This window comes from Enterococcus cecorum, from assembly GCF_052119425.1.
In the GTDB taxonomy this organism is placed as follows: Bacteria; Bacillota; Bacilli; order Lactobacillales; family Enterococcaceae; genus Enterococcus_E; species Enterococcus_E cecorum_C.
The window spans coordinates 61,214-79,790 of the sequence record NZ_JBQKFH010000005.1 but is presented as its reverse complement, the minus strand read 5'-3'; the positions used below and the strand labels follow the sequence as shown (position 1 = coordinate 79,790).

22 protein-coding genes are annotated in these 18,577 nt (G+C 35.7%); 10 read left to right on the top strand and 12 right to left on the bottom strand.

Annotated elements, in window-relative coordinates; genetic code table 11:
• The 4 genes from ACTQZM_RS02205 to ACTQZM_RS02190 form a co-directional block, all read right to left on the bottom strand.
• Positions 1-504, bottom strand: a 504-nt coding sequence (locus ACTQZM_RS02205; RefSeq protein ID WP_441652759.1) for a transposase, incomplete at its 3' end; no start/stop codon positions are given.
• Between the two features lie 140 nt (positions 505-644).
• Positions 645-2,399, bottom strand: coding sequence for a sensor histidine kinase (locus tag ACTQZM_RS02200; protein ID WP_441652758.1), 1,755 nt, complete (start codon positions 2,397-2,399; stop codon positions 645-647).
• 77 nt (positions 2,400-2,476) lie between these two features.
• Entirely contained in the window at positions 2,477-3,760 is a 1,284-nt protein-coding gene (iscB, locus tag ACTQZM_RS02195; RefSeq protein WP_441652757.1) for an RNA-guided endonuclease IscB, read from the bottom strand.
• A gap of 304 nt (positions 3,761-4,064) precedes the next feature.
• Positions 4,065-4,787: a response regulator transcription factor gene (locus tag ACTQZM_RS02190; protein ID WP_441652756.1), complete on the bottom strand. Its 723-nt coding sequence runs from the start codon at positions 4,785-4,787 to the stop codon at positions 4,065-4,067.
• Positions 4,788-4,903: 116 nt separating this feature from the next.
• Between ACTQZM_RS02190 and ACTQZM_RS02185 the strand changes: the two genes are divergently transcribed.
• Genes ACTQZM_RS02185 through ffh form a run of 3 tightly spaced genes read left to right on the top strand, consistent with a single transcriptional unit; the run spans position 4,904 to position 7,153 of the window.
• Positions 4,904-5,386: a DUF523 domain-containing protein gene (locus ACTQZM_RS02185; RefSeq protein WP_441652755.1), complete on the top strand. Its 483-nt coding sequence runs from the start codon at positions 4,904-4,906 to the stop codon at positions 5,384-5,386.
• Positions 5,376-5,714 (top strand): putative DNA-binding protein, encoded by a 339-nt coding sequence (locus ACTQZM_RS02180; protein WP_347908156.1) that lies wholly within the window; start codon positions 5,376-5,378, stop codon positions 5,712-5,714. The genes ACTQZM_RS02185 and ACTQZM_RS02180 overlap by 11 nt, the downstream gene beginning before the upstream one ends.
• A gap of 17 nt (positions 5,715-5,731) precedes the next feature.
• Positions 5,732-7,153 (top strand): signal recognition particle protein, encoded by a 1,422-nt coding sequence (gene ffh / locus ACTQZM_RS02175; RefSeq protein WP_171301936.1) that lies wholly within the window; start codon positions 5,732-5,734, stop codon positions 7,151-7,153.
• Between the two features lie 53 nt (positions 7,154-7,206).
• Here ffh and ACTQZM_RS02170 read toward each other — a convergent pair whose 3' ends face one another.
• The 3 genes from ACTQZM_RS02170 to ACTQZM_RS02160 form a co-directional block, all read right to left on the bottom strand.
• A complete protein-coding gene (locus ACTQZM_RS02170; RefSeq protein WP_441652754.1) occupies positions 7,207-7,842 on the bottom strand; it encodes an ATP-binding cassette domain-containing protein in 636 nt (211 codons plus the stop codon).
• A gap of 651 nt (positions 7,843-8,493) precedes the next feature.
• Entirely contained in the window at positions 8,494-9,150 is a 657-nt protein-coding gene (locus ACTQZM_RS02165; RefSeq protein ID WP_113784526.1) for a hypothetical protein, read from the bottom strand.
• Complete coding sequence (locus ACTQZM_RS02160) at positions 9,140-9,913, bottom strand: hypothetical protein (protein ID WP_441652753.1); 774 nt, start codon at positions 9,911-9,913, stop codon at positions 9,140-9,142. Before ACTQZM_RS02160 ends, ACTQZM_RS02165 begins: the two co-directional genes overlap by 11 nt.
• A gap of 127 nt (positions 9,914-10,040) precedes the next feature.
• Here ACTQZM_RS02160 and ACTQZM_RS02155 point away from each other — a divergent pair, with 127 nt between their 5' ends.
• The 5 genes from ACTQZM_RS02155 (at position 10,041) to ACTQZM_RS02135 (ending at position 13,613) form a co-directional block, all read left to right on the top strand.
• On the top strand, positions 10,041-10,451 hold the full coding sequence (locus tag ACTQZM_RS02155) for a hypothetical protein (protein WP_240184788.1): 411 nt from the start codon (positions 10,041-10,043) through the stop codon (positions 10,449-10,451).
• Positions 10,452-10,549: 98 nt separating this feature from the next.
• Complete coding sequence (locus ACTQZM_RS02150) at positions 10,550-10,837, top strand: hypothetical protein (RefSeq protein WP_441652752.1); 288 nt, start codon at positions 10,550-10,552, stop codon at positions 10,835-10,837.
• 94 nt (positions 10,838-10,931) lie between these two features.
• Positions 10,932-11,531, top strand: a complete 600-nt coding sequence (locus ACTQZM_RS02145; RefSeq protein WP_441652751.1) for an MptD family putative ECF transporter S component — start codon at positions 10,932-10,934, stop codon at positions 11,529-11,531.
• Positions 11,524-12,219, top strand: coding sequence for an energy-coupling factor transporter transmembrane component T (locus tag ACTQZM_RS02140; RefSeq protein ID WP_441652750.1), 696 nt, complete (start codon positions 11,524-11,526; stop codon positions 12,217-12,219). The genes ACTQZM_RS02145 and ACTQZM_RS02140 overlap by 8 nt, the downstream gene beginning before the upstream one ends.
• Positions 12,198-13,613 carry an ABC transporter ATP-binding protein gene (locus tag ACTQZM_RS02135; RefSeq protein ID WP_441652749.1) on the top strand — a complete coding sequence of 472 codons (1,416 nt, stop codon included), beginning with the start codon at positions 12,198-12,200 and terminating at the stop codon, positions 13,611-13,613. The genes ACTQZM_RS02140 and ACTQZM_RS02135 overlap by 22 nt, the downstream gene beginning before the upstream one ends.
• Before the next feature lie 53 nt (positions 13,614-13,666).
• Here ACTQZM_RS02135 and ACTQZM_RS02130 read toward each other — a convergent pair whose 3' ends face one another.
• From ACTQZM_RS02130 to ACTQZM_RS02110, 5 genes are all read right to left on the bottom strand, one after another.
• The gene (locus ACTQZM_RS02130; protein WP_171300282.1) at positions 13,667-14,155 is read right to left on the bottom strand and encodes a DUF1307 domain-containing protein; all 489 of its coding nucleotides are present in this window, start codon (positions 14,153-14,155) and stop codon (positions 13,667-13,669) included.
• A 145-nt stretch (positions 14,156-14,300) separates the two neighbouring features.
• Positions 14,301-15,014 carry a C39 family peptidase gene (locus tag ACTQZM_RS02125; RefSeq protein ID WP_441652748.1) on the bottom strand — a complete coding sequence of 238 codons (714 nt, stop codon included), beginning with the start codon at positions 15,012-15,014 and terminating at the stop codon, positions 14,301-14,303.
• A gap of 5 nt (positions 15,015-15,019) precedes the next feature.
• Positions 15,020-16,102 carry a hypothetical protein gene (locus tag ACTQZM_RS02120; RefSeq protein WP_441652747.1) on the bottom strand — a complete coding sequence of 361 codons (1,083 nt, stop codon included), beginning with the start codon at positions 16,100-16,102 and terminating at the stop codon, positions 15,020-15,022.
• A 12-nt stretch (positions 16,103-16,114) separates the two neighbouring features.
• Positions 16,115-16,987 (bottom strand): ATP-binding cassette domain-containing protein, encoded by an 873-nt coding sequence (locus ACTQZM_RS02115; RefSeq protein ID WP_441652746.1) that lies wholly within the window; start codon positions 16,985-16,987, stop codon positions 16,115-16,117.
• Positions 16,965-17,369 (bottom strand): GntR family transcriptional regulator, encoded by a 405-nt coding sequence (locus ACTQZM_RS02110; protein ID WP_441652761.1) that lies wholly within the window; start codon positions 17,367-17,369, stop codon positions 16,965-16,967. The genes ACTQZM_RS02115 and ACTQZM_RS02110 overlap by 23 nt, the downstream gene beginning before the upstream one ends.
• Before the next feature lie 208 nt (positions 17,370-17,577).
• Here ACTQZM_RS02110 and rpsP point away from each other — a divergent pair, with 208 nt between their 5' ends.
• Both rpsP and ACTQZM_RS02100 read left to right on the top strand, forming a co-directional pair.
• Positions 17,578-17,853 carry a 30S ribosomal protein S16 gene (gene rpsP, locus ACTQZM_RS02105; protein ID WP_016251267.1) on the top strand — a complete coding sequence of 92 codons (276 nt, stop codon included), beginning with the start codon at positions 17,578-17,580 and terminating at the stop codon, positions 17,851-17,853.
• Positions 17,854-17,864: 11 nt separating this feature from the next.
• Positions 17,865-18,113, top strand: coding sequence for a KH domain-containing protein (locus ACTQZM_RS02100; RefSeq protein ID WP_016251268.1), 249 nt, complete (start codon positions 17,865-17,867; stop codon positions 18,111-18,113).
• The last annotated feature ends 464 nt before the right edge of the window (positions 18,114-18,577 follow it).

Sequence of the window (18,577 nt, the reverse complement as noted above, 5' to 3'; positions counted from 1 at the left end):
GGCTTTTTGATCAAGGTTATCCTTATACTTTAAAATACTTTTTTTCCAAACAAAAGAGTATTTATTCGCATCCGCTTCAATTTTTGTACCATCTATGTATAAAGCACTCCCACTGATTAAGCCACTTTGAACCAGTAGCTCACGAAATTGAACAAATGAATGATCTAGAATATCGTTCATAATCGGATGAACGCGAAAACGATTAATGGTACGAAAATTAGGGATTTGGTCTTGAGATAAGTAGCGCATCCGAATACTATCTATCAACATATTTTGTATTTGGCGGCCGGAATAAACCCCTTGAATATAGGCACAAAGAATAACGGAAAGTAGCATACGAGGATGATATTGGGGTCTACCCATAGATTGGTAATAAGGAAGGAAGACTGCATCGGGAATAGAGTCAACAAACTGCACAATGGCATGAGCGAAATCATTTTTTTCTAATTTAATTTCAAGATCTATAGGCAAACAAAGTTGGTTTATGGTATAATTTTGATACATGATAAAGCACCTCTCTCAAATGGATTAGTCACCTATATTATAGCAGAGTGTGCTTTATTTTTGTATTCACTTTCAAAAGATAAATAGAGATCTTTCCACTACTATCTAAATGGAAAGACCTCTATTTTTTCACATAGGGGCTACTTTTGGGTCAGCCCCTTTTCAGTTAATTCAGGAAGTTCAACGATGAAAGTAGCGCCTAAGCCAGGGTGACTTTCCACCCAGATGCGGCCACCTAATTTTTCAGTATAGTCTTTCACGATAGCTAAACCAAGACCAGTTCCACCAGAATGTCTCGCCCTGGCTTTGTCTACCCGGTAAAAGCGTTCAAAAATTCGTGCTTGATCCTTTGCTTCAATTCCTAAGCCATTATCGGTAATCTTAAAGGTGAATAGGTGGGCTTGTTTTTTCAATTGAATCGTAATTTTTCCGTTTTCAGGGGCATAAAAGATTGCATTTTCAATTAAATTTTTGAGAATGGGTTGAATCAGTTCTTTTTTAGTTAAGAGCGTGACTTCATTCTCGGAAGTAAGCGTTAAGGATAGCTGTTTGTGCTCGATATTCTTTTCATATTGACTAAGAATTTGTTTGACCAATTGTCCACATTCGACTTGACTAGATTCATAAGCAAATAATTCATCGGTTTTCGACAGTTGAATAATCTCTTGAATCAAATCTTGTAAGCGGTTGGCATCTTTTTGCATGATGGTTAAAAACTGGCGACATAATTCAGGATCTTCCATCGCGCCATCCAGCAAGGTTTCGGTAAAGCCAATCAGCGAGGTGACAGGTGTTTTTAATTCGTGGGTGACATTGCCGACAAAATCTTTTTGCAGTTTTTCGAGATGTCTAATCTTGGTTAAGTCATAGCTCATGCCTAAAATTTGTTGCTGATCAGAAAAACTCCGAATCGATAAATCTAATTTCCGCTTGGTTTGAAAAGTGGTCAGTTCTTCATGTAGTAGCTGATGATTAGACTGTACTTGATAAATCATTTGAATCAATTTCGGATCAGTGATGGTTTGGGTAAAATCAGCATTTAATTTGCTTTCTGTTAAACCGAGTTGTTCGCACATTGCTTGGTTCATCAATTGTAGCTTGCCATCTGGTGCGATTAAAAAGATACCAATCGTTAATTCTTGCAAGACTTGCGCAAATTGTACTTGGCTTTGGGTATATGCTTGATGGGTTTGGCGCAATTTTTCATTTAATTGATTAATCAAATAGAATAATTCGCCACTTTGTTCATCTTGCGTTAGAATCCATTCGGTATGGTCAGGCTGATTGAGCATTTTTTCTAAGATAGGGACCACAGTTTGCAGCGGTTGGTTGCGTTTATAGATGACCCGTAAAATAAAGAAGGTAATCATCAAATACATCAAGGTAAATACGAGAAAAATCGCGCGTTGCATGGACTTAGCTTGATTATAAAAGGTTGCAGTCGGCTCAGCTAAACGTAAAATATAACGTAATTGTCCTTTAGATTGTAAAGCAAGTGTGACATACATCATTTCCTTATGTAGTGTTTGACTTTCACGGATTGCTTGGCCGGTTTCATTGCCATCCAATATCGCTTTAACTTCCGGACGATTTTTGCGGGAATCATCTTGTAATTGGGATTCAAACGTATCAAATAGAATTTTTCTGGTTTTGCCATCAATTAATGTAAGTCGCTCATTTTTATTTTGGACATATTGTGGAGCGAGCTGGATGATTTTTTCTGCCTGATTTTGGCTGATGCGACTTAGCGTTTGGGCTTGTTCAATCAAAAAGCGATTTTGCTGCGTAATGACTTGTTGGTTATAAAAATAATGAATCAGTTGCCAGCTAAATAAGTAAAGAATGATCAGACCAATTCCCCAAAGTAGGGCTTCCTTATGCAGATATTTTTTCATAAAAAAATATTTGTCGCGGAAACCCACTACCTTTAGGTGGTGGGAGGAGCGACTATCTCCTTTCTTTTTTTATAATTTTATGCTATATTTTCTAATTTCTTAGTTGTAACGATCCATGATTTTCTAGCAGATATTCTGTGACAATTCTTTGCTTTAGGAGTTTTTTGACCTTTAGACATATGATTAAAAGAAATTGTTTGTCCGTAAATATCCATTAAAGTGAAATAACCAGATGTTCGTCTTCCTTTAATGAAATATTCGTTACCAAAATATCTTACTTTGTCATATTTTTTAAATCCGTCAATTTTACCTTTTGGAATAGTCTTTTCTGAACGAATACCTTTTGTACGTTGAAAATCACCTTTAGGAATACAACGTTTAATCATTAGATTACATGCAAAATTCACTTGATTTCCAGCAGTTGCAATGACTGCTGCGTCTACATAATGTTCTTTAGGTAATCCTAAATTTAAACGATTTGCTTTGGTGACATACCCAAATGTTTCAATCGCATCTGGATATAATTTTAAAAGTTGTACACGAATGCTATTCATCTGCGTTGCGTATTTCAAAGCATTTTTTAAAGAACCTTCAAAATTCGGATGAATCAATCCTTTATGCAGTTTAACATGGCAACTATGACAAAGCGTAACTAGGTTGTTTTCTTCGTCAGAGCCACCTTGACTTCTAAAGACAATGTGATGAACTTCTAAGCGTTCGTTTTTAGGCTTTTTATTACAAATTTGACAAGTATGATTGTCTCTTACTAAAACTCTTGCTTTCGTATTTTCAAAACCGTAATTCGGACCTTGTTGATAGCCCCATGGTTTTACTTTTGGATTCACCAAACTAGGGTTTTTCATTAAATGTGGGTCGAATGTTCCTGTTTCAAAAATTAATTTTGCAATAGGTAGAATGCTTTTAATAAATTCAATTTCTTTTTGATGACTATGCAATTTACTAGTCATTGTTGGACTAAAACGCTCTTTACGTTTTGAGTTTTTACGATTGTTGAACCGTGCTTTACGATAACGTGTCTTACGGTTACGTCGATTGCAACGATACATACGTCGTTGATCCATTTTCTTTTTAATTGAATTGTTCTTATCTTCTCTTAAAGTCACTTCAGAAGTGTAAAGAATATTTCCTTTTTCATCTGCAACGGCTGTTGCAAACGTTTGACTACCAGTATCTACACCTAAGGTTAAAGCTTGTGTGTAGGTAGTTGTTTCATACGTCAATTTAATCGTAAAAGGTTCTCGATATTTGACTTTTGCTTTTCCTTGTTTTAACAATAAACGTGCGATGACGTTGCTACAAGGCATTAAAGGTTCGTTATCGATAGATAAAACATATACCATGAACCAGTCACTCCTTTAAAATAAAAACATTTAAAAACGCTGCTTAAAAGCAGGTAATGCGTACTTAAATCATACTATTACCATATGATTTTTTCCGTCTTCAACTCGACAATGATAATTAAGCTTTTTAGATATACGTCACAAGGCTTTGCTTACTCCAACCTAACTTAAACGTATATGAAAGAGCATTGGTCTGTTGCGTCAACCAAAGGTGTCATGACTTAACTATCGTAGTATATATTTCTATATACTGAGTCTGGTAAACTATTTAATGGAAGCCACATACCCTTGGGTATGTGGTAGTTTACTTGTCCGGCTCCTGAAATTTATAGCCAAAACCGCGGACTGTGACTAAATATTGCGGTTTTTTCGGATCCACTTCGATTTTTTCCCTTAGATGACTAATATGCACATCGACAATCCGTGTTTGACCATCAAAATCAAAATTCCAAATACGTTCAAGCAAGGTATCACGATTGATGACACGATTTTTACGTTGCATAAAATACACTAAGAGTTCAAATTCTTTAGGGGTTAAAGTAATTTCTTGGCCCCGCACTTGGACTTGGTAGTTTGCTAAATCAGCGATAATTTCACCAATTTGTAAGGTTTGTCCTTCTTGGTCACTGGCTATTGGATGAATAGGAGTTTGCTCTTTTTTCACATCAACTCTGCGAAAAATAGCTTTCATACGTGCCAGTACTTCACGCGGACTAAATGGCTTGGTTAGATAATCATCTGCGCCAATCTCAAGGCCTAAAATCCGATCAATGGCATCATCTTTAGCGGTAAGCATCAAGATGGGACTGTCGACTTTTTCTTGACGGAGCTTTTTGGTGATTTCTATGCCATCCAGATACGGCAACATCACGTCTAAAATGATAAAATCAAAAGCTTCTTGCAAGGCGAGTGCTAAACCTTTTTGACCATCTTCGGCTAAAGTGACTTGATAACCTTCTTTTTGTAAATTAAATTGTAATAGGGTACGAATAGATTCTTCATCATCGACAACTAATACTTTTTTCATAAAAACCTCCAAATGATTTTCTGTTTCCATTTTACCATTAAGGACTATGGAAAACCACAAAACAATGATATAATGAAAAATGTTAGTCAATCTTATTTAGAAAGTAGTTAGAAATCATGATTGGAATTAGTGCTTGTCTGGGTGGTGTGTGTTGCCGCTATGATGGACGGATGCAAAAAATCAATCTAATAAAAGAACTGATAGCCGCCAATGAAGCTGTCTTAGTTTGCCCTGAGGTGATGGGTGGTTTACCGATTCCGCGCGTGCCGGCTGAGATCGTCGGTGGCGATGGTTTTGATGTCTGGCAAGGAAAAGCCAAAGTCATCAACCAGAATCAAGAAGATGTCACCGAAAGCTTTAAACTTGGGGCGAGAGTAGCTTATGAAAAGTTACAGGCGCAGCAAGTGACAACCTTAATTTTAAAAGAGCGCAGTCCTTCTTGTGGTAAGTCACAAATTTATGATGGCACTTTTTCAGGTACGAAGAAGACAGGTTTCGGAGTAGCCACGGCTTATTTTATCCAAAAAGGGATGCAAGTTTATAGTGAGGCAGACTTACCAACCATACGCTCACAAAGGGGGATTTTACTTGGAGATTGAAAAAACAAATCGCATGAACGCTTTGTTTGAGTTTTATTCGACGCTTTTGACGACCAAGCAGATGAACTATATGGAATTATATTATGCGGACGACTATTCTTTAGGTGAAATTGCTGAGGAGTTTGAAGTGAGTCGGCAAGCCGTTTATGATAATATCAAGCGGACCGAAAAAATTTTAGAAGACTATGAAAAAAGATTACATATGTATTCAGATTACATGGTGAGAAGGCAAGTCTATGGGCAGTTTCAAGAATATATCTCCAGTCACTATCCAAAAGACGAGACCTTGCAAAGTTTTATCAATGAATTACAAGCAATAGAGGATTAATAGATAAGGAGTTTTTTATGGCATTTGAAAGTTTAACGAAGAGATTACAAGATGCGATGAGTAAATTACGTCGCAAAGGGAAAGTAACCGAAGCCGATGTAAAAGAAATGATGCGTGAGATTCGTTTGGCCTTACTTGAAGCCGATGTGAACTTACAAGTCGTGAAAGAGTTTACTAAAAATGTTCGCGAGCGGGCTGTTGGGGCAGAAGTTTTAGAAAGCTTATCCCCAGCGCAACAAGTTGTGAAAATCGTTGATGAAGAGTTAACGAAGATGTTAGGTTCTGAAACGGCTGAATTAATTAAGTCACCAAAGATTCCTACAGTTATTATGATGGTCGGGTTACAAGGGGCTGGTAAAACAACCTTCACAGGGAAATTAGCCAATCATTTAATCAAAAATGAAAAAGCACGTCCATTACTGATTGCAGGTGACGTATATCGACCAGCTGCGATTGACCAATTAAAAGTTTTAGGCGAACAGTTAAAAGTGCCTGTTTTTGAGATGGGTACTGAGGTTTCACCTGTTGAGATTGTGCGTCAAGGGATGGAAGTTGCCCGTGAAAAACGCAATGACTATGTGTTAATCGATACGGCCGGACGTCTGCATATCGATGAAACTTTGATGGATGAGTTAAAACAAATTAAAGAAATCGCCCAACCAAATGAAATTCTTTTAGTTGTCGATGCCATGACCGGTCAAGATGCGGTGACTGTAGCGGATAGTTTCAATCAACAGCTAGGTATTACCGGGGTGATTATTACCAAACTTGATGGGGATACTCGTGGCGGTGCGGCATTATCCATTCGCTCAGTTACGGGTGCGCCGATTAAATTTACTGGTACTGGTGAAAAATTAACAGACCTTGAAGTATTCCACCCTGATCGTATGTCTAGTCGTATCTTAGGGATGGGGGATTTATTAACCTTAATTGAAAAAGCCCAACAAGATTACGATGAGAAAAAAGCGGAAGAACTAGCCCGTAAGATGAAGGAAAATAGCTTTGACTTTAATGACTTTATCGAGCAGCTAGATCAAGTGATGAGCATGGGACCATTGGAAGATTTGATGAAGATGATTCCAGGGATGAGCACCATGCCAGGAATCGAAAATCTAAAAGTGGATCCAAAACAAATTGCTAGACAAAGAGCCATTGTGATGTCCATGACTCCCCAAGAGCGTGAAAATCCTGACTTACTCAATCCAAGTCGTCGTCGAAGAATTGCTGCTGGATCAGGAAACAGTGTGGTCGAAGTCAACCGCATGATTAAGCAGTTTAAAGAAGCCCAAAAAATGATGCAACAAATGACAAATGGTAACTTTAATATGCCAGGTATGGACCAAATGTTTGGCGGAGGCATTAAAGGAAAATTGGGCAAAATGGCGATGAACCGCATGATTAAGAAGAATAAAAAGAAAAAGAAGAAAAAACGTAAATAAACGAACAACCACCAGTATGCTATCTTTGACTGGTGGTTGTCTATTTTATTTCATCATTTTGTAACAATTCTTCCCTGATTTAATTCAATGAGTTCGTTCGTTATTCCTTGTAACGTTCGATCATCATGGGTAGCTATCAGGATGGTTTTTCCTTTCTCTTTTAATTGCAACATTTTTGATTGAAAACGTTCAATACTTTCTTTATCTAAAGCATTAGTAGGTTCATCTAGTAGCAGTAATTCTTGCTCTTCCATTATGGCTTGGATGATTGCTAATTTTTGCTTCATTCCTAGTGAATAATTTTTTACTTTATCATTTCGATGTTCATACAGTCCAAAATAATTTAACTCTTGAAAAATCAACTCTTCATTATAAGCATTATCCATTTCTGCCAAATATCGCAGATTTTCTAAGGCAGTTTGATGGAGAATAAAGCCAGGTGTTTCCAAAATAAGCCCAGTAGATACAGGTAATTCTTCGCCAAACTTAACTTGTTGACCATTGATTTTAACTTCTCCTTGGTCTAATTTCATAAATCCACAAATTGCTCTAAATAGCATACTTTTTCCTGAACCATTAGAACCGATTATGCCATAGATATGTCCTTTTTCTAAATTTAAGTGAATATCACTGAGAATGGGTTTACTTTTAATCGTTTTTGATATGTGATTTAATTCAATATAACTCATTGCCATCCCTCCTAAATAAATTCGTAATTTTGATATTTGTGATAAGCATAAATGGTTATGAGAGTGAGTAGTCCGATTTGTATGATTAGAGTAATATAGAAGTGATTTAATATCTGTCTTGAAAAAATGGCTAATAGCAACAAATAACTAAGACTAAGTGTATAGCCAAGATAGAGCGTATGAAACATCGAACAAAGTTGGCATATATTAAATAATAAAACTAGTAGAATAATAGAATAGATAAACCAACTATCAAAGGTAACTGTTGAAACACTCAGTATAAATGGGAATAAAACGCATAGAACCAGATAAATGCCGCAATAAATACATTGTAGTATTTGGCAAGCAATAAAATGGGATTTTCGATAATTCTTTCTAATCAGAAAAAAAGCATTATCTTCAAATAGAAAAGTATGAAAGAGATTTACAGGTAATAATAGACCGATTAATAAGAGTAAAATCTCAAAAATTTGACTATTGATAATAGCACCGATATCTTCTTGATAAACAGGTAGATAGCTTAATAATGAACTAGGTATTTGATCAAAAAAGACAGTGGATAGATATATCACTATAATAAAAAATATAGCTATCATTAGTCGATAAATGGCATTTTTACTAAGTAATTGTATGAAATGATGAAATTCTCTGTTAAATCGTTGAATCAATAAAATCACTCCTCATACAAGTGAAAGCAAAGAAGGTTAAGAAAACAAACGAAAGACCGATATTTAGTAAACTAGCTGATAGTAACTGTGAGAAATTAGCAACGACTTCAGGATGAAGCCAGTTTATGAATTGATCAAGAGTAGGACTATTGGTTCTGAATATTAATTGAATGCTTAAAAGAGCAATGATTAAGAAACTATTGCCTAAAAAGGTACTTCTGATAATTTTACCTATCCATAAAATCAAACTATTTAATAGTAATAAATTTGCTAGACAAGCAAGGTAGACACCTATAATAAGTGTAGGCGGCTGTTCATATTTCCATACTAGACAAGGTATTACAGATAACAATGGATAGAGAATGGCTAGCTTTAGTAATATCATGATATTTTTTAAATAAAAATGATATAAACCTTTACGAGTTATCTCGAAAGCAGTGTGTTTTTGAATCAATAAGGCGCCAAAAATAATATAAGGTAATTGAATCCACCAATAATGATAGATTCTATTAAAGAAGTAGATGTTCTTGCTATATGGCCGCGACCAATAGTAGCATTGGTAGCCAGTGATAATCAAAGTAAACAACAGAATGAAGCCTTGAACAATGATAGACAAGTTTTTCCAACGTTTATAAATCATCCGCATTCACCTTTTTAACTAGAATAACTGATACAACAGTAAAAAGTAAAATGAAATTACTAATCATACCAATAAGTATATTAGGAAATCCACCGCTGATTCCTATGTGAAAGAAGACGCTACACCCAAACTCAGGCTGTCCAAGTAAAGCAACGATAAAGTAAAAGACAATCAATAGTACAAACGGTAAGAAAATGTCAATATGCTTTTTATTATAAATACTCGTACAGGCAACTCCTAGTAAACCGAGTAGACCACTATAAACGAATAGCGCAAATATTAATAAAATAATGAGCAAAACAGGAGAGAAAACATATAAATGTGAAAGATAAGAGTAATTATCAATGATAGGATAATTGCTTGTGATGCTTACCTTTTGGAAATGAGGATTCACCATTATCGCCAAAAGCATACTAACTAAAAAAGGGGATATCCCACTGATACCAGAATAGCAAAATGTTTTTAGATAAATTTTTCGTAGATATTTCTTTATGCCAACTCGAGCATAGCACATTTGATCAAGGTGGCTGATATGATTGTCAGAATAAAGATAAGATCCACCAATGCAAGCCAGGAACGGTAAGCACAACAAATATAATTGAGAACCGTAACCAATAGAATCAAAAAGTAGTGTGTAATGTAGGAAGTTTTGAGGAATATTCATCATCTTCCAAGGATTAGTCGTGGTATATTGAACCGCAGTAAATACTAGACTAAGTAATAAAACGAAAGAAAAACGAAAATATACGGTACGAGATTTCATAAAATCACACCTCTCATTAAATATTTCAATTTTATATTAGCACAATAAAAGAATAATTAAAATACTTAAAAATTTTTAAATCATAGTATAATGTAAGCGAAAACAAAATAAAGGAGAGATTCACATGATGAAGAAATTGTTATTAGCTTTTATGGTAAGTGCGGTTGTGTTTTTGGGATTAGGTGGATTTGTTTTAGCTAATAATCATTCTGATACTAGCTGGGGTGGTATCTTACCTAGATTTCAAGGAAACTTTTACACAGGTGCCCGTGAAAAGCAAGATGCAACATCTGCTTATATCAAATTAAATTACTGTGGTAAAGGTGGAGTAAGGTCTTGGGTACAGATGTCAGACGGTACAGAAGTTGATTCTCCAAAAGTTAATGTTTTAGTTGGACAAAGTAGAAAGCTATCGAATTATGCATATGAAAGATATGCAAGGTATGGAAAAGTGTATGTTCGATTAGCTATTGAATCTAATTATGTTAATCCTGTAACAATCGAAGCAGGTGGAGTTTGGAGTCCTGATTCAGTATAAATATTACTATCAATTTGAATATAAATTAGCTTTAGCCACCAGACTTTCAACTAAACTGGTGGCTATTATCTTCTTATTCGTTAATAAAGGAGGATCTGATGAACCCAAAAGCGAAACGATTATATGAGCTCATCCATAAAATTTACAATCAATCCGCTTATCCACTTTCGCATGTAGAAAAGCAGGCATTTTTTGAGGCGGCTAAAAAACTAACAAACAATCAAGAACGCATTAGTCTGATTGCGTATCGCTTATATCCGACAGTGGAAAAGGCTGCTCAAAGATATCAAAGTTATAAGGAATTACAATACTTGAAAAAATTACTTCTAAAATATCGTTGGAAATACTATTTAGGTGTGGTTTTGCCAAGTGTCTTTATTCGATAATTCATTGGGGGTTAGTTTATGACTAGACTTATTTTTTTTGCATTGTGTCTAATTATTCGTTACAATGAATTTATCTTATTGAAAGGAGTTTTTTATGCAACGATTAAAAATACAACATTTGATTGCAACTGGGATTTATACAGCGTTATATTTTATTTTGATGGCACTTTGCTTACTGGTTTTGCGCTTTACGATTCCTGGTTTTCATAATTTATTGCTTCCTGGTGTGACCGCGCTATTTACTGGACTGATTTATTTAATTTTAATCGCTAAAGTTCAACGTTTTGGTGCCATTTCAATTATGGGTAGTGTGATTGGCCTATTATTTTTAATGACCGGCCATTTTACTCTAGCTTTCTTACCAAATATTGTTGCGGCCATTTTGGCGGATTTCATTCAATTTAAAACGAATTTGCCAATCAAGGTAAGAACGATGCTAAGTTATACCGTGTTTAGTTATGGTTTAGTTGGACCGCTTTTGCCACTTTGGTTTATGCGTCAAGCTTACATTGATGCGTTACTTGCTCGAGGAAAAGATCAAAAGTATATTCATTTCGTCTTTGAACATGTGACCCAACAGATGTTTATTGTGAGTTTGTTAGCGATATTCATTGGTAGTATTGTTGGCATTTCGTTTGCTTTTCGTTTGTATCAAAAACATTTTGCTACTCGTTTTGGACAGATTTATGAATAAAAAATCGTTATCCATTGATCCTCGGGTTAGTTTATTTTATGTCTTATTGGCAAGCTTGTTTTTAATCTTTCCTTTTCAGCTAAGTGTGCAGTATTGTTTCTTTGGTGTTGTGGCAGGTGCGCTATTACTCATAGGAAAATATCGCCAAGTTCTCTGTTACTTACTCATCTTTGTTGTCTTCGTGGTGCCTATAGCTATCCGCCATCCGATATTAGCGCTGATTCGCGACTTTTTAGCTATTGGTTTTGCGCGTATGTTGCCACTTTTTATGACGATGAGTTTGGCGATGGACCGTCAATCAATGGGGAAGTGGCAGGCGGCGATGGCGAAGATGAAGATGCCCAATTTTCTCTTTATTCCACTAGTGGTTTGTATTCGATTCATTCCGACATTTATTCAAGAAGGTAAACAAATTGCGCAATCTTTGAAATATCGTGGATTAGCCCAAAACTGGCGTCAGATTCTCTTTCATCCATGGCAGTTTTTTGAGTATTTTGTTATTCCGTTACTTTCTTCCAGTGAGCAAGTCATTATGGATTTATCCAGTAGCAGTCTCATTCGATGTATTCAAAATACCAATCCCAAAACGAGTATTTATCCTATTCGTTTGAAAATGTTAGATTATTTACTATTCCTAATTGGACTAGGAATGATTGGAGGTCAATTATGGTTGCACTCATTGATTTAAAGAATCTAGAATACCATACACCTAATCAGGAGTGTTTGCTAAAAGGGATTGATTTTCAACTTTTTCCAGGTGAATGTGTACTGATATGCGGAAAAAGCGGAAGTGGCAAAACAACCCTTTTGAATGTTTTAAGTGGATTGGTTCCAGAGTTATTTGAAGGGCAACTGGCTGGTCAAGGACAAATGTTAGGGCAACAATTTCCAATCAGTGATTTTCCTAGTCATGCGGAGAAAATCGGTCGCGTATTTCAAAATCCTAAATCCCAATTTTTTACCAGCGAGGTACTAAGTGAGTTAGCCTTCAAGATGGAAAATTTAGGACTTTCGCGTGAAATGATGCAAGAGAAGATCCAGCAAGTCGCTACCTTTTTTGAGATTGAGGCATTTTTAGCGCAACCTTTATATCAATTGTCAGGTGGACAGAAGCAAACCGTTGCCTTCGCTAGTAGTTTGTTGCCAGCTTGCCAAGTCTTATTTTTGGATGAAGTTGCTAGCAATTTAGACAAAACTGGATTGGCCAAATTAAAGCAGACGTTAAAACATTTGAAACGCTCGGGTGTCGCTCTTGTATTGGTAGAACACCGTTTAGATTATTGTTTAGATTTGATTGATCGCATCTACGTATTAGAAAATGGTCAACTAAAGCAAGAATTATCCGCTGCAGAATTAAAAACTTATTCCACAAACGAATTGGCTGGATTTGGTTTACGACATTGGCAAGCTGCGGTAAACCAGCTAACCGTACAAATGGAAAAGAAAGAAGCGACCATTCAATTACAGCTAGAAAATCTCTTCTTTGCCTATCCAAAGCAAAAAGAAAAGCAAATTGCCATTCCATCATTGACGTTAGATAACCGTCAAATCATTGGACTCGTCGGTGAAAATGGTGCGGGTAAATCCACTCTAGTACAGTTGTTAACCGGATTGCTAAAGGCTAAGCAAAGTCGAATTACTTTAAACGGTCACTTGATGCGCCCAAAAGACTTGTTGGCGCAAAGTTTTCTTGTCCGTCAAGAAGTGAGTTTGCAATTATTTTTTGAAACTGTAGCAAAAGAGCTGACCTTTCAAGCAAAAAGGCTAGCATGCTACGACGAAATTGTTGCAGCTTTTGGATTAGAACAACTATTGTCTCGACATCCGCAGAGTTTATCTGGAGGGGAGAAACAACGCGTTGCCATCGCCAGTGCTTTGCTATCAGGAAAGTCTTGTCTTTATTTTGATGAGCCTACGAGTGGTTTAGATGCGCTTCAGATGCAGCAAGTCAGCCAGCAATTAAGATTTATCCAACAAAATTATCCAGTCTTAATCGTGGTTATCAGCCATGATCAACCATTTTTAAGCCAGACCTGTGATCGAATCCTTAAGTTAGAGAAGGGACGTATCACACCTGCATAAAGCATTCATTAAGCGATTGTCTATCAGTAGAAGGGATAGATAATCGCTTTTTTTCATCTTCTGTGTATTTTTTTCTGATTTTCTTGTTTCTCTTTCTTCAGAAAATAATCTTTTTGTAGAAGGAATCCGCCATTTTTTAACGTATTTTGTGCCTTTTTTAATGATAAATTTTTAGGAGGCAGCTCACCTAATATCCATTTATCATCTGAAGTTCCAAAAGACTCTTTAGACATCTCTGAAAAATTAAATATCACTTTCTCAATGACTACACTTTGTTCAAATTTTTCCTTTGTTTTAATTCCTTGTTTTCCTTTAAATTTTTGAGCAACCCCATGATAATTTTTCTTTGCTTCTTCTTTATTATTTAGATGAATTCGTTGATACATAGTTGATAATTCAATTGAATAGCCTGTAACTTGTTCGCCATGATATTGTAAGACAACTGTTCTTGTTGGTGTTTCAAAATTATCATAGTGAAACCATTTTTCTTCCTGAATCGTAAAAGATGATTTCTCCCCAACGATTAGTAGAATGTAATTCAATGTAAGTTAATACATAACCAATGATAATCACAAAAAGAAATCGAAAACTAAAAATATTGCGTATAATTTGTGATTTTACAAGTCTTAAATTCGTTTTGACACCTCCTCGTTATCCATTTTTCTCCAAATAAATAAGCTGGCATCCCTAGATTTGTTGCAAGTCTTTTTGTTTGACGCGACGATTTTTATAGCCGTATGGATCGTTGACATAAAAGTATTGTCCGTGCAAGCCAGTAATAACAGCAGAATGGATTTTTGGCGTAACTATCCGAGTGCCATTTTTTGTTGGCCATTCGATAAAATCACTATCATTTGGTACCTTTAATTCTAAAGTAGCTAATATCCACACGGGGGTTGACTGGTTAATGAGTTTTTTCAACTTAGTAAATGAAATAGGTTCGTCATGCACGGTATAGTTATCGCCAACGATTTGTTCGGCAACAGCTTTGATGGGAGCAGACCATACGCCCATCGCTTGTTTGCCTTCTTTTATATTGCCGACAAATCCTTCATTGGGATCGCCATAATACGTGTCATCAACTTTTAGTGGCACATAGTTTAATTGTTTGGCTAATTGATTTTTATTAACGTGATAGCCATAATATCTTAAAAGCATAGATAGGGCAGTAATTTCGCAACCGTTTTGTAAACTAGGTTCATCAAATTGACTTTCCAAAGGCACATCCATTTGCATTTTTGGACCGAAAGAAAATTTTACCTCAAGTCCTACTACTGTATTTTCTAATTGTGTCACCAAATCATCAACAATTGGACTGTGATTGTCTTTTAATCTTAGAAAGAAAAATAGTAGTAGGATACACAGCAACAATAATAACGCCAATTTCTTCGCTTTTTTCATGGTTATCACTTCCTCGTTGTATGCCTATCTTGGTGTTTTTGCCAGATTTTTACCCAACTTTGATAATAGACTGTAATGAAAATGAACAAAACACAGGCGATGAATATTGGTAAATTTGCCCACCATAGATAAAAATTGGTTATCAACTGCTCAGCAAAGTAGAAGATAGTGACTAAAAGTATCAAAACGCCAGCTACTACGAATCGAAACTGTGGTAGTAAGACTACTAAATTGCTTATCTCAGTTGATTGTTTTGTAAAACTATAACTTGCTAGAAAAATTAATCCTAAACTGATCAAACAGATGGTTACTAATAAGTAAGGATGAATACTGTAAAAATTAGCAGAAAAACGCAAGGTGTTCAAATATCTCGCCCAATTAGGATAATAATTCATCAAAAATGTAAATTCCTTAAAATAATACACCACAAACAACAAACTAAAAGGTGCAAAAAATGAGTGTCCTAAAGTTGTTCCTAGGAATAAACCGATAATAAAAAAGAAATAGTAAGTTATGACACAACTCAGAATCGCACAGATAATTTGCAATAAATTCCAGTTGAGATACTTAGCAGGAATTGTTACGGCTAATAATATTTCCGCACAGATATTACTAAAGAGAGTGATTCCACAAATCCATGCACTGTAAAATAGAAATTTGCTAAAGAAAATTTTCCTTCTATCATAATTGGTAAATAAAAACTGATTAAATTTCGTTTTGTAATCAAAAAAGAAAGTAGCAAATCCCAAAGATAAAAATAGTAAGACATATAATAGATAGGTGTTGTTACTGTATTTATTGATTTCTTGTAAGGCAAAACTTATATGTTCTGCAAATGCATTTATCGGGTGTATTTTATCGTCTTTATTATGCAATGTTAGGCTATTGGTTACCATTGCTTGTCGTTGTTGTGCAGTATAGTTATCATCTGAATAATCTTCAACAAATTTGGTTGAGTGGTAGTAATTTTCTGAAGTTTGCCAATTTTTAATTAAATCAATTCTTGGTAACATAAAGCTAACAAAAATAGCCAGACTAGCCAAGAGGATTACCCATTTGCTGCGTTTCCAATAAATTTTGTAAAGCATATTTGTTCCTCCTTAAATTTTTTCATTTCTGAGATTGGCTTCAAAGACATCGCTTAATTGAATAGGTAGTTCTTCCATGACAAGTGGTTCGAGTGCTTTGAGTTGAGTCGCCAGTTCATCGGTATAGTTTTCAAATAGTGCCACAATGACACGCCCTTGGATATCAATCGCTTTAGAATTTTGCTTGACGAGTTCTGGAATGTCCTTGCCTTTAAAGACCAGTTGAAGTTTGCGCGCCTTTTCCCGTAAACTTTCTAATTGATAATCCTGAGTAATGGTGTGTTGACTTAACAATAGCACGCGATCGATAATCGGTTCTAGCTCATTGAGTTGATGCGAAGAGACTAAGATACTGATTGGTTCATTGCTGATAGCGTCTAATAAGAGTTCCACCATTTGTTTTTTCACTAGGACATCTAAACCATCAAAAGGTTCGTCAAGTAAAATATAAGTAGCCTTAGAACTCATTGCTAAAATAAGTAAGAATAATTTTTGCATCCCCTTAGAAATTCGCTGATAGTTGCGATTAATTGGTAGATGATACGCATTGACTAATTGGGTGAATAAGTCCATATTAAATTTCGGATAACTCAATTGATAGAATCCAGCAATTTTTTTCAATGAATAAGGATTGAAGAAGTTTTCCTTTTCATCAATAAAGAATAGTTCAGTTTTATATTGTGGTTGTTCAAAAATATTTTCCCCATGAATCCAAACTTCTCCTGTATCTGCTAAGTATTGATTGCTTAGGGTACGAAAAAGGGTGGTTTTTCCTGAGCCATTGCGTCCAACTAAGCCGACGATTTCTCCAGGAGTTAATTCGAAGTGGATATTGCGTAATATTTCTTTTTGGTCAATCGTTTTAGATAGATTTGTGACTTTCATTTTCTGCGCCTCCTAACTCGGTGGTAATTTCGTCAATCCATTGTAAGATTTCTTGATTTTCTATTTTCAGATGTCGTGCTTCAATCATGAAATTATAAAGTTGACTTTTCAGTTGTTGAATCTTGTAAGTATCTTTTGGTAAGTCCTGTGTTTCTTTGATAAAGGTCCCTTTGCCTTTGACCGTGACGATGACTTGTTCAGCTTCTAGTTGTTTATAGGCTTTACTAACGGTATTGGGATTCATTAAGAGTTGTTTGGCAGCTTCACGAACCGAGGGGAGTTGATCGCCTGGTTGCAAAACACCTTGTATGACACTTTCTTTTACAGATAAGACGAGCTGTTCATAATAGGGTTTGCTGCTTGTTTTGTCGATACTTAACATCATCTGATTTGCTCCTTTCTATCTATTTTCACTGTCCTTCGTGTGCTATTATAACTAGTACACTTAATACAGTCAATAGGACGCTATTTCTAAAATGAAAAAAATTTAATGAAAAAATTTTAAGCTGTAAAGAAAAAACTCTTTACACCGTGGAAAAAAACTGTTAAACTAGCACATGTGATTAAAAATTATGGAGGTGTTAATTAACATGGCAGTTAAAATTCGTTTAAAACGTATGGGATCTAAAAAAGCTCCTTTCTACCGTATTGTAGTTGCTGATTCACGTTCTCCTCGTGACGGACGTTTTATTGAAACTGTAGGTACTTACAACCCATTGAAAGACCCTGCAGAAGTAACAATCAAAGAAGATTTAGTACTTGATTGGTTATCAAAAGGTGCACAACCTTCTGATACTGTTCGTAACATCCTTTCAAAAGAAGGCGTTATGAAGAAACATCATGAAGCTAAATTTGCTAAGAAATAAGGTGAATGGATATGAAAGATTTGCAAGCTTTAGTCTTAACAATCGTTCGTCCATTAGTTACTCAGCCTGACCAAGTCCAATTGGAAGTGTCTGAGTCAGAAGAATTTATTGAATACAATTTGACCGTTGCACCAGAAGATATTGGTCGTATCATTGGCAAACAAGGTCGAGTAGCAAAAGCCATTCGTACTATTGTTTACAGTGTACGTGTAAATGGTCCAAAGAAGGTTCGTTTAAATATCTTAGACGGCAAAGAGTAATGATGAAAAGAAAAGACTGGGACTCAATAAGTTCTAGTCTTTTTTAGTACAAGGATGTGAGCCGGGACGATCAGCTCCAAGCATAAGGTTATCAATCAACTTGGGCAAATACGAGAAAATTCATGTGTTACCTTCTGCTAAGAAAATCGGATGAAAGGAGATTTTCTTAAGCAGGAGGGTGAATTTTCCGAGTATTTAGTTGATTGATACTGATAAAGCTAAGTTTTTCCGGAATGTCAGGAAAATCCACCATATTTTAAGATTTTCCTAGACAGGCCGGCTTAGATGCACAGGAGCTTCCCGGCGAACACAGATTAGTACAAGGATGTGAAGCGACTCGATCAGCCACGAGCGGATAAGTTTGTCCAGAACGTCGGGAAAGTCCGAGAAGTAAAGACTTTCCCAGACGAGAATGTCTTACGCCGAAGTGGCTAGTCGCTGAACACCGTCTAACTCAAGGATGT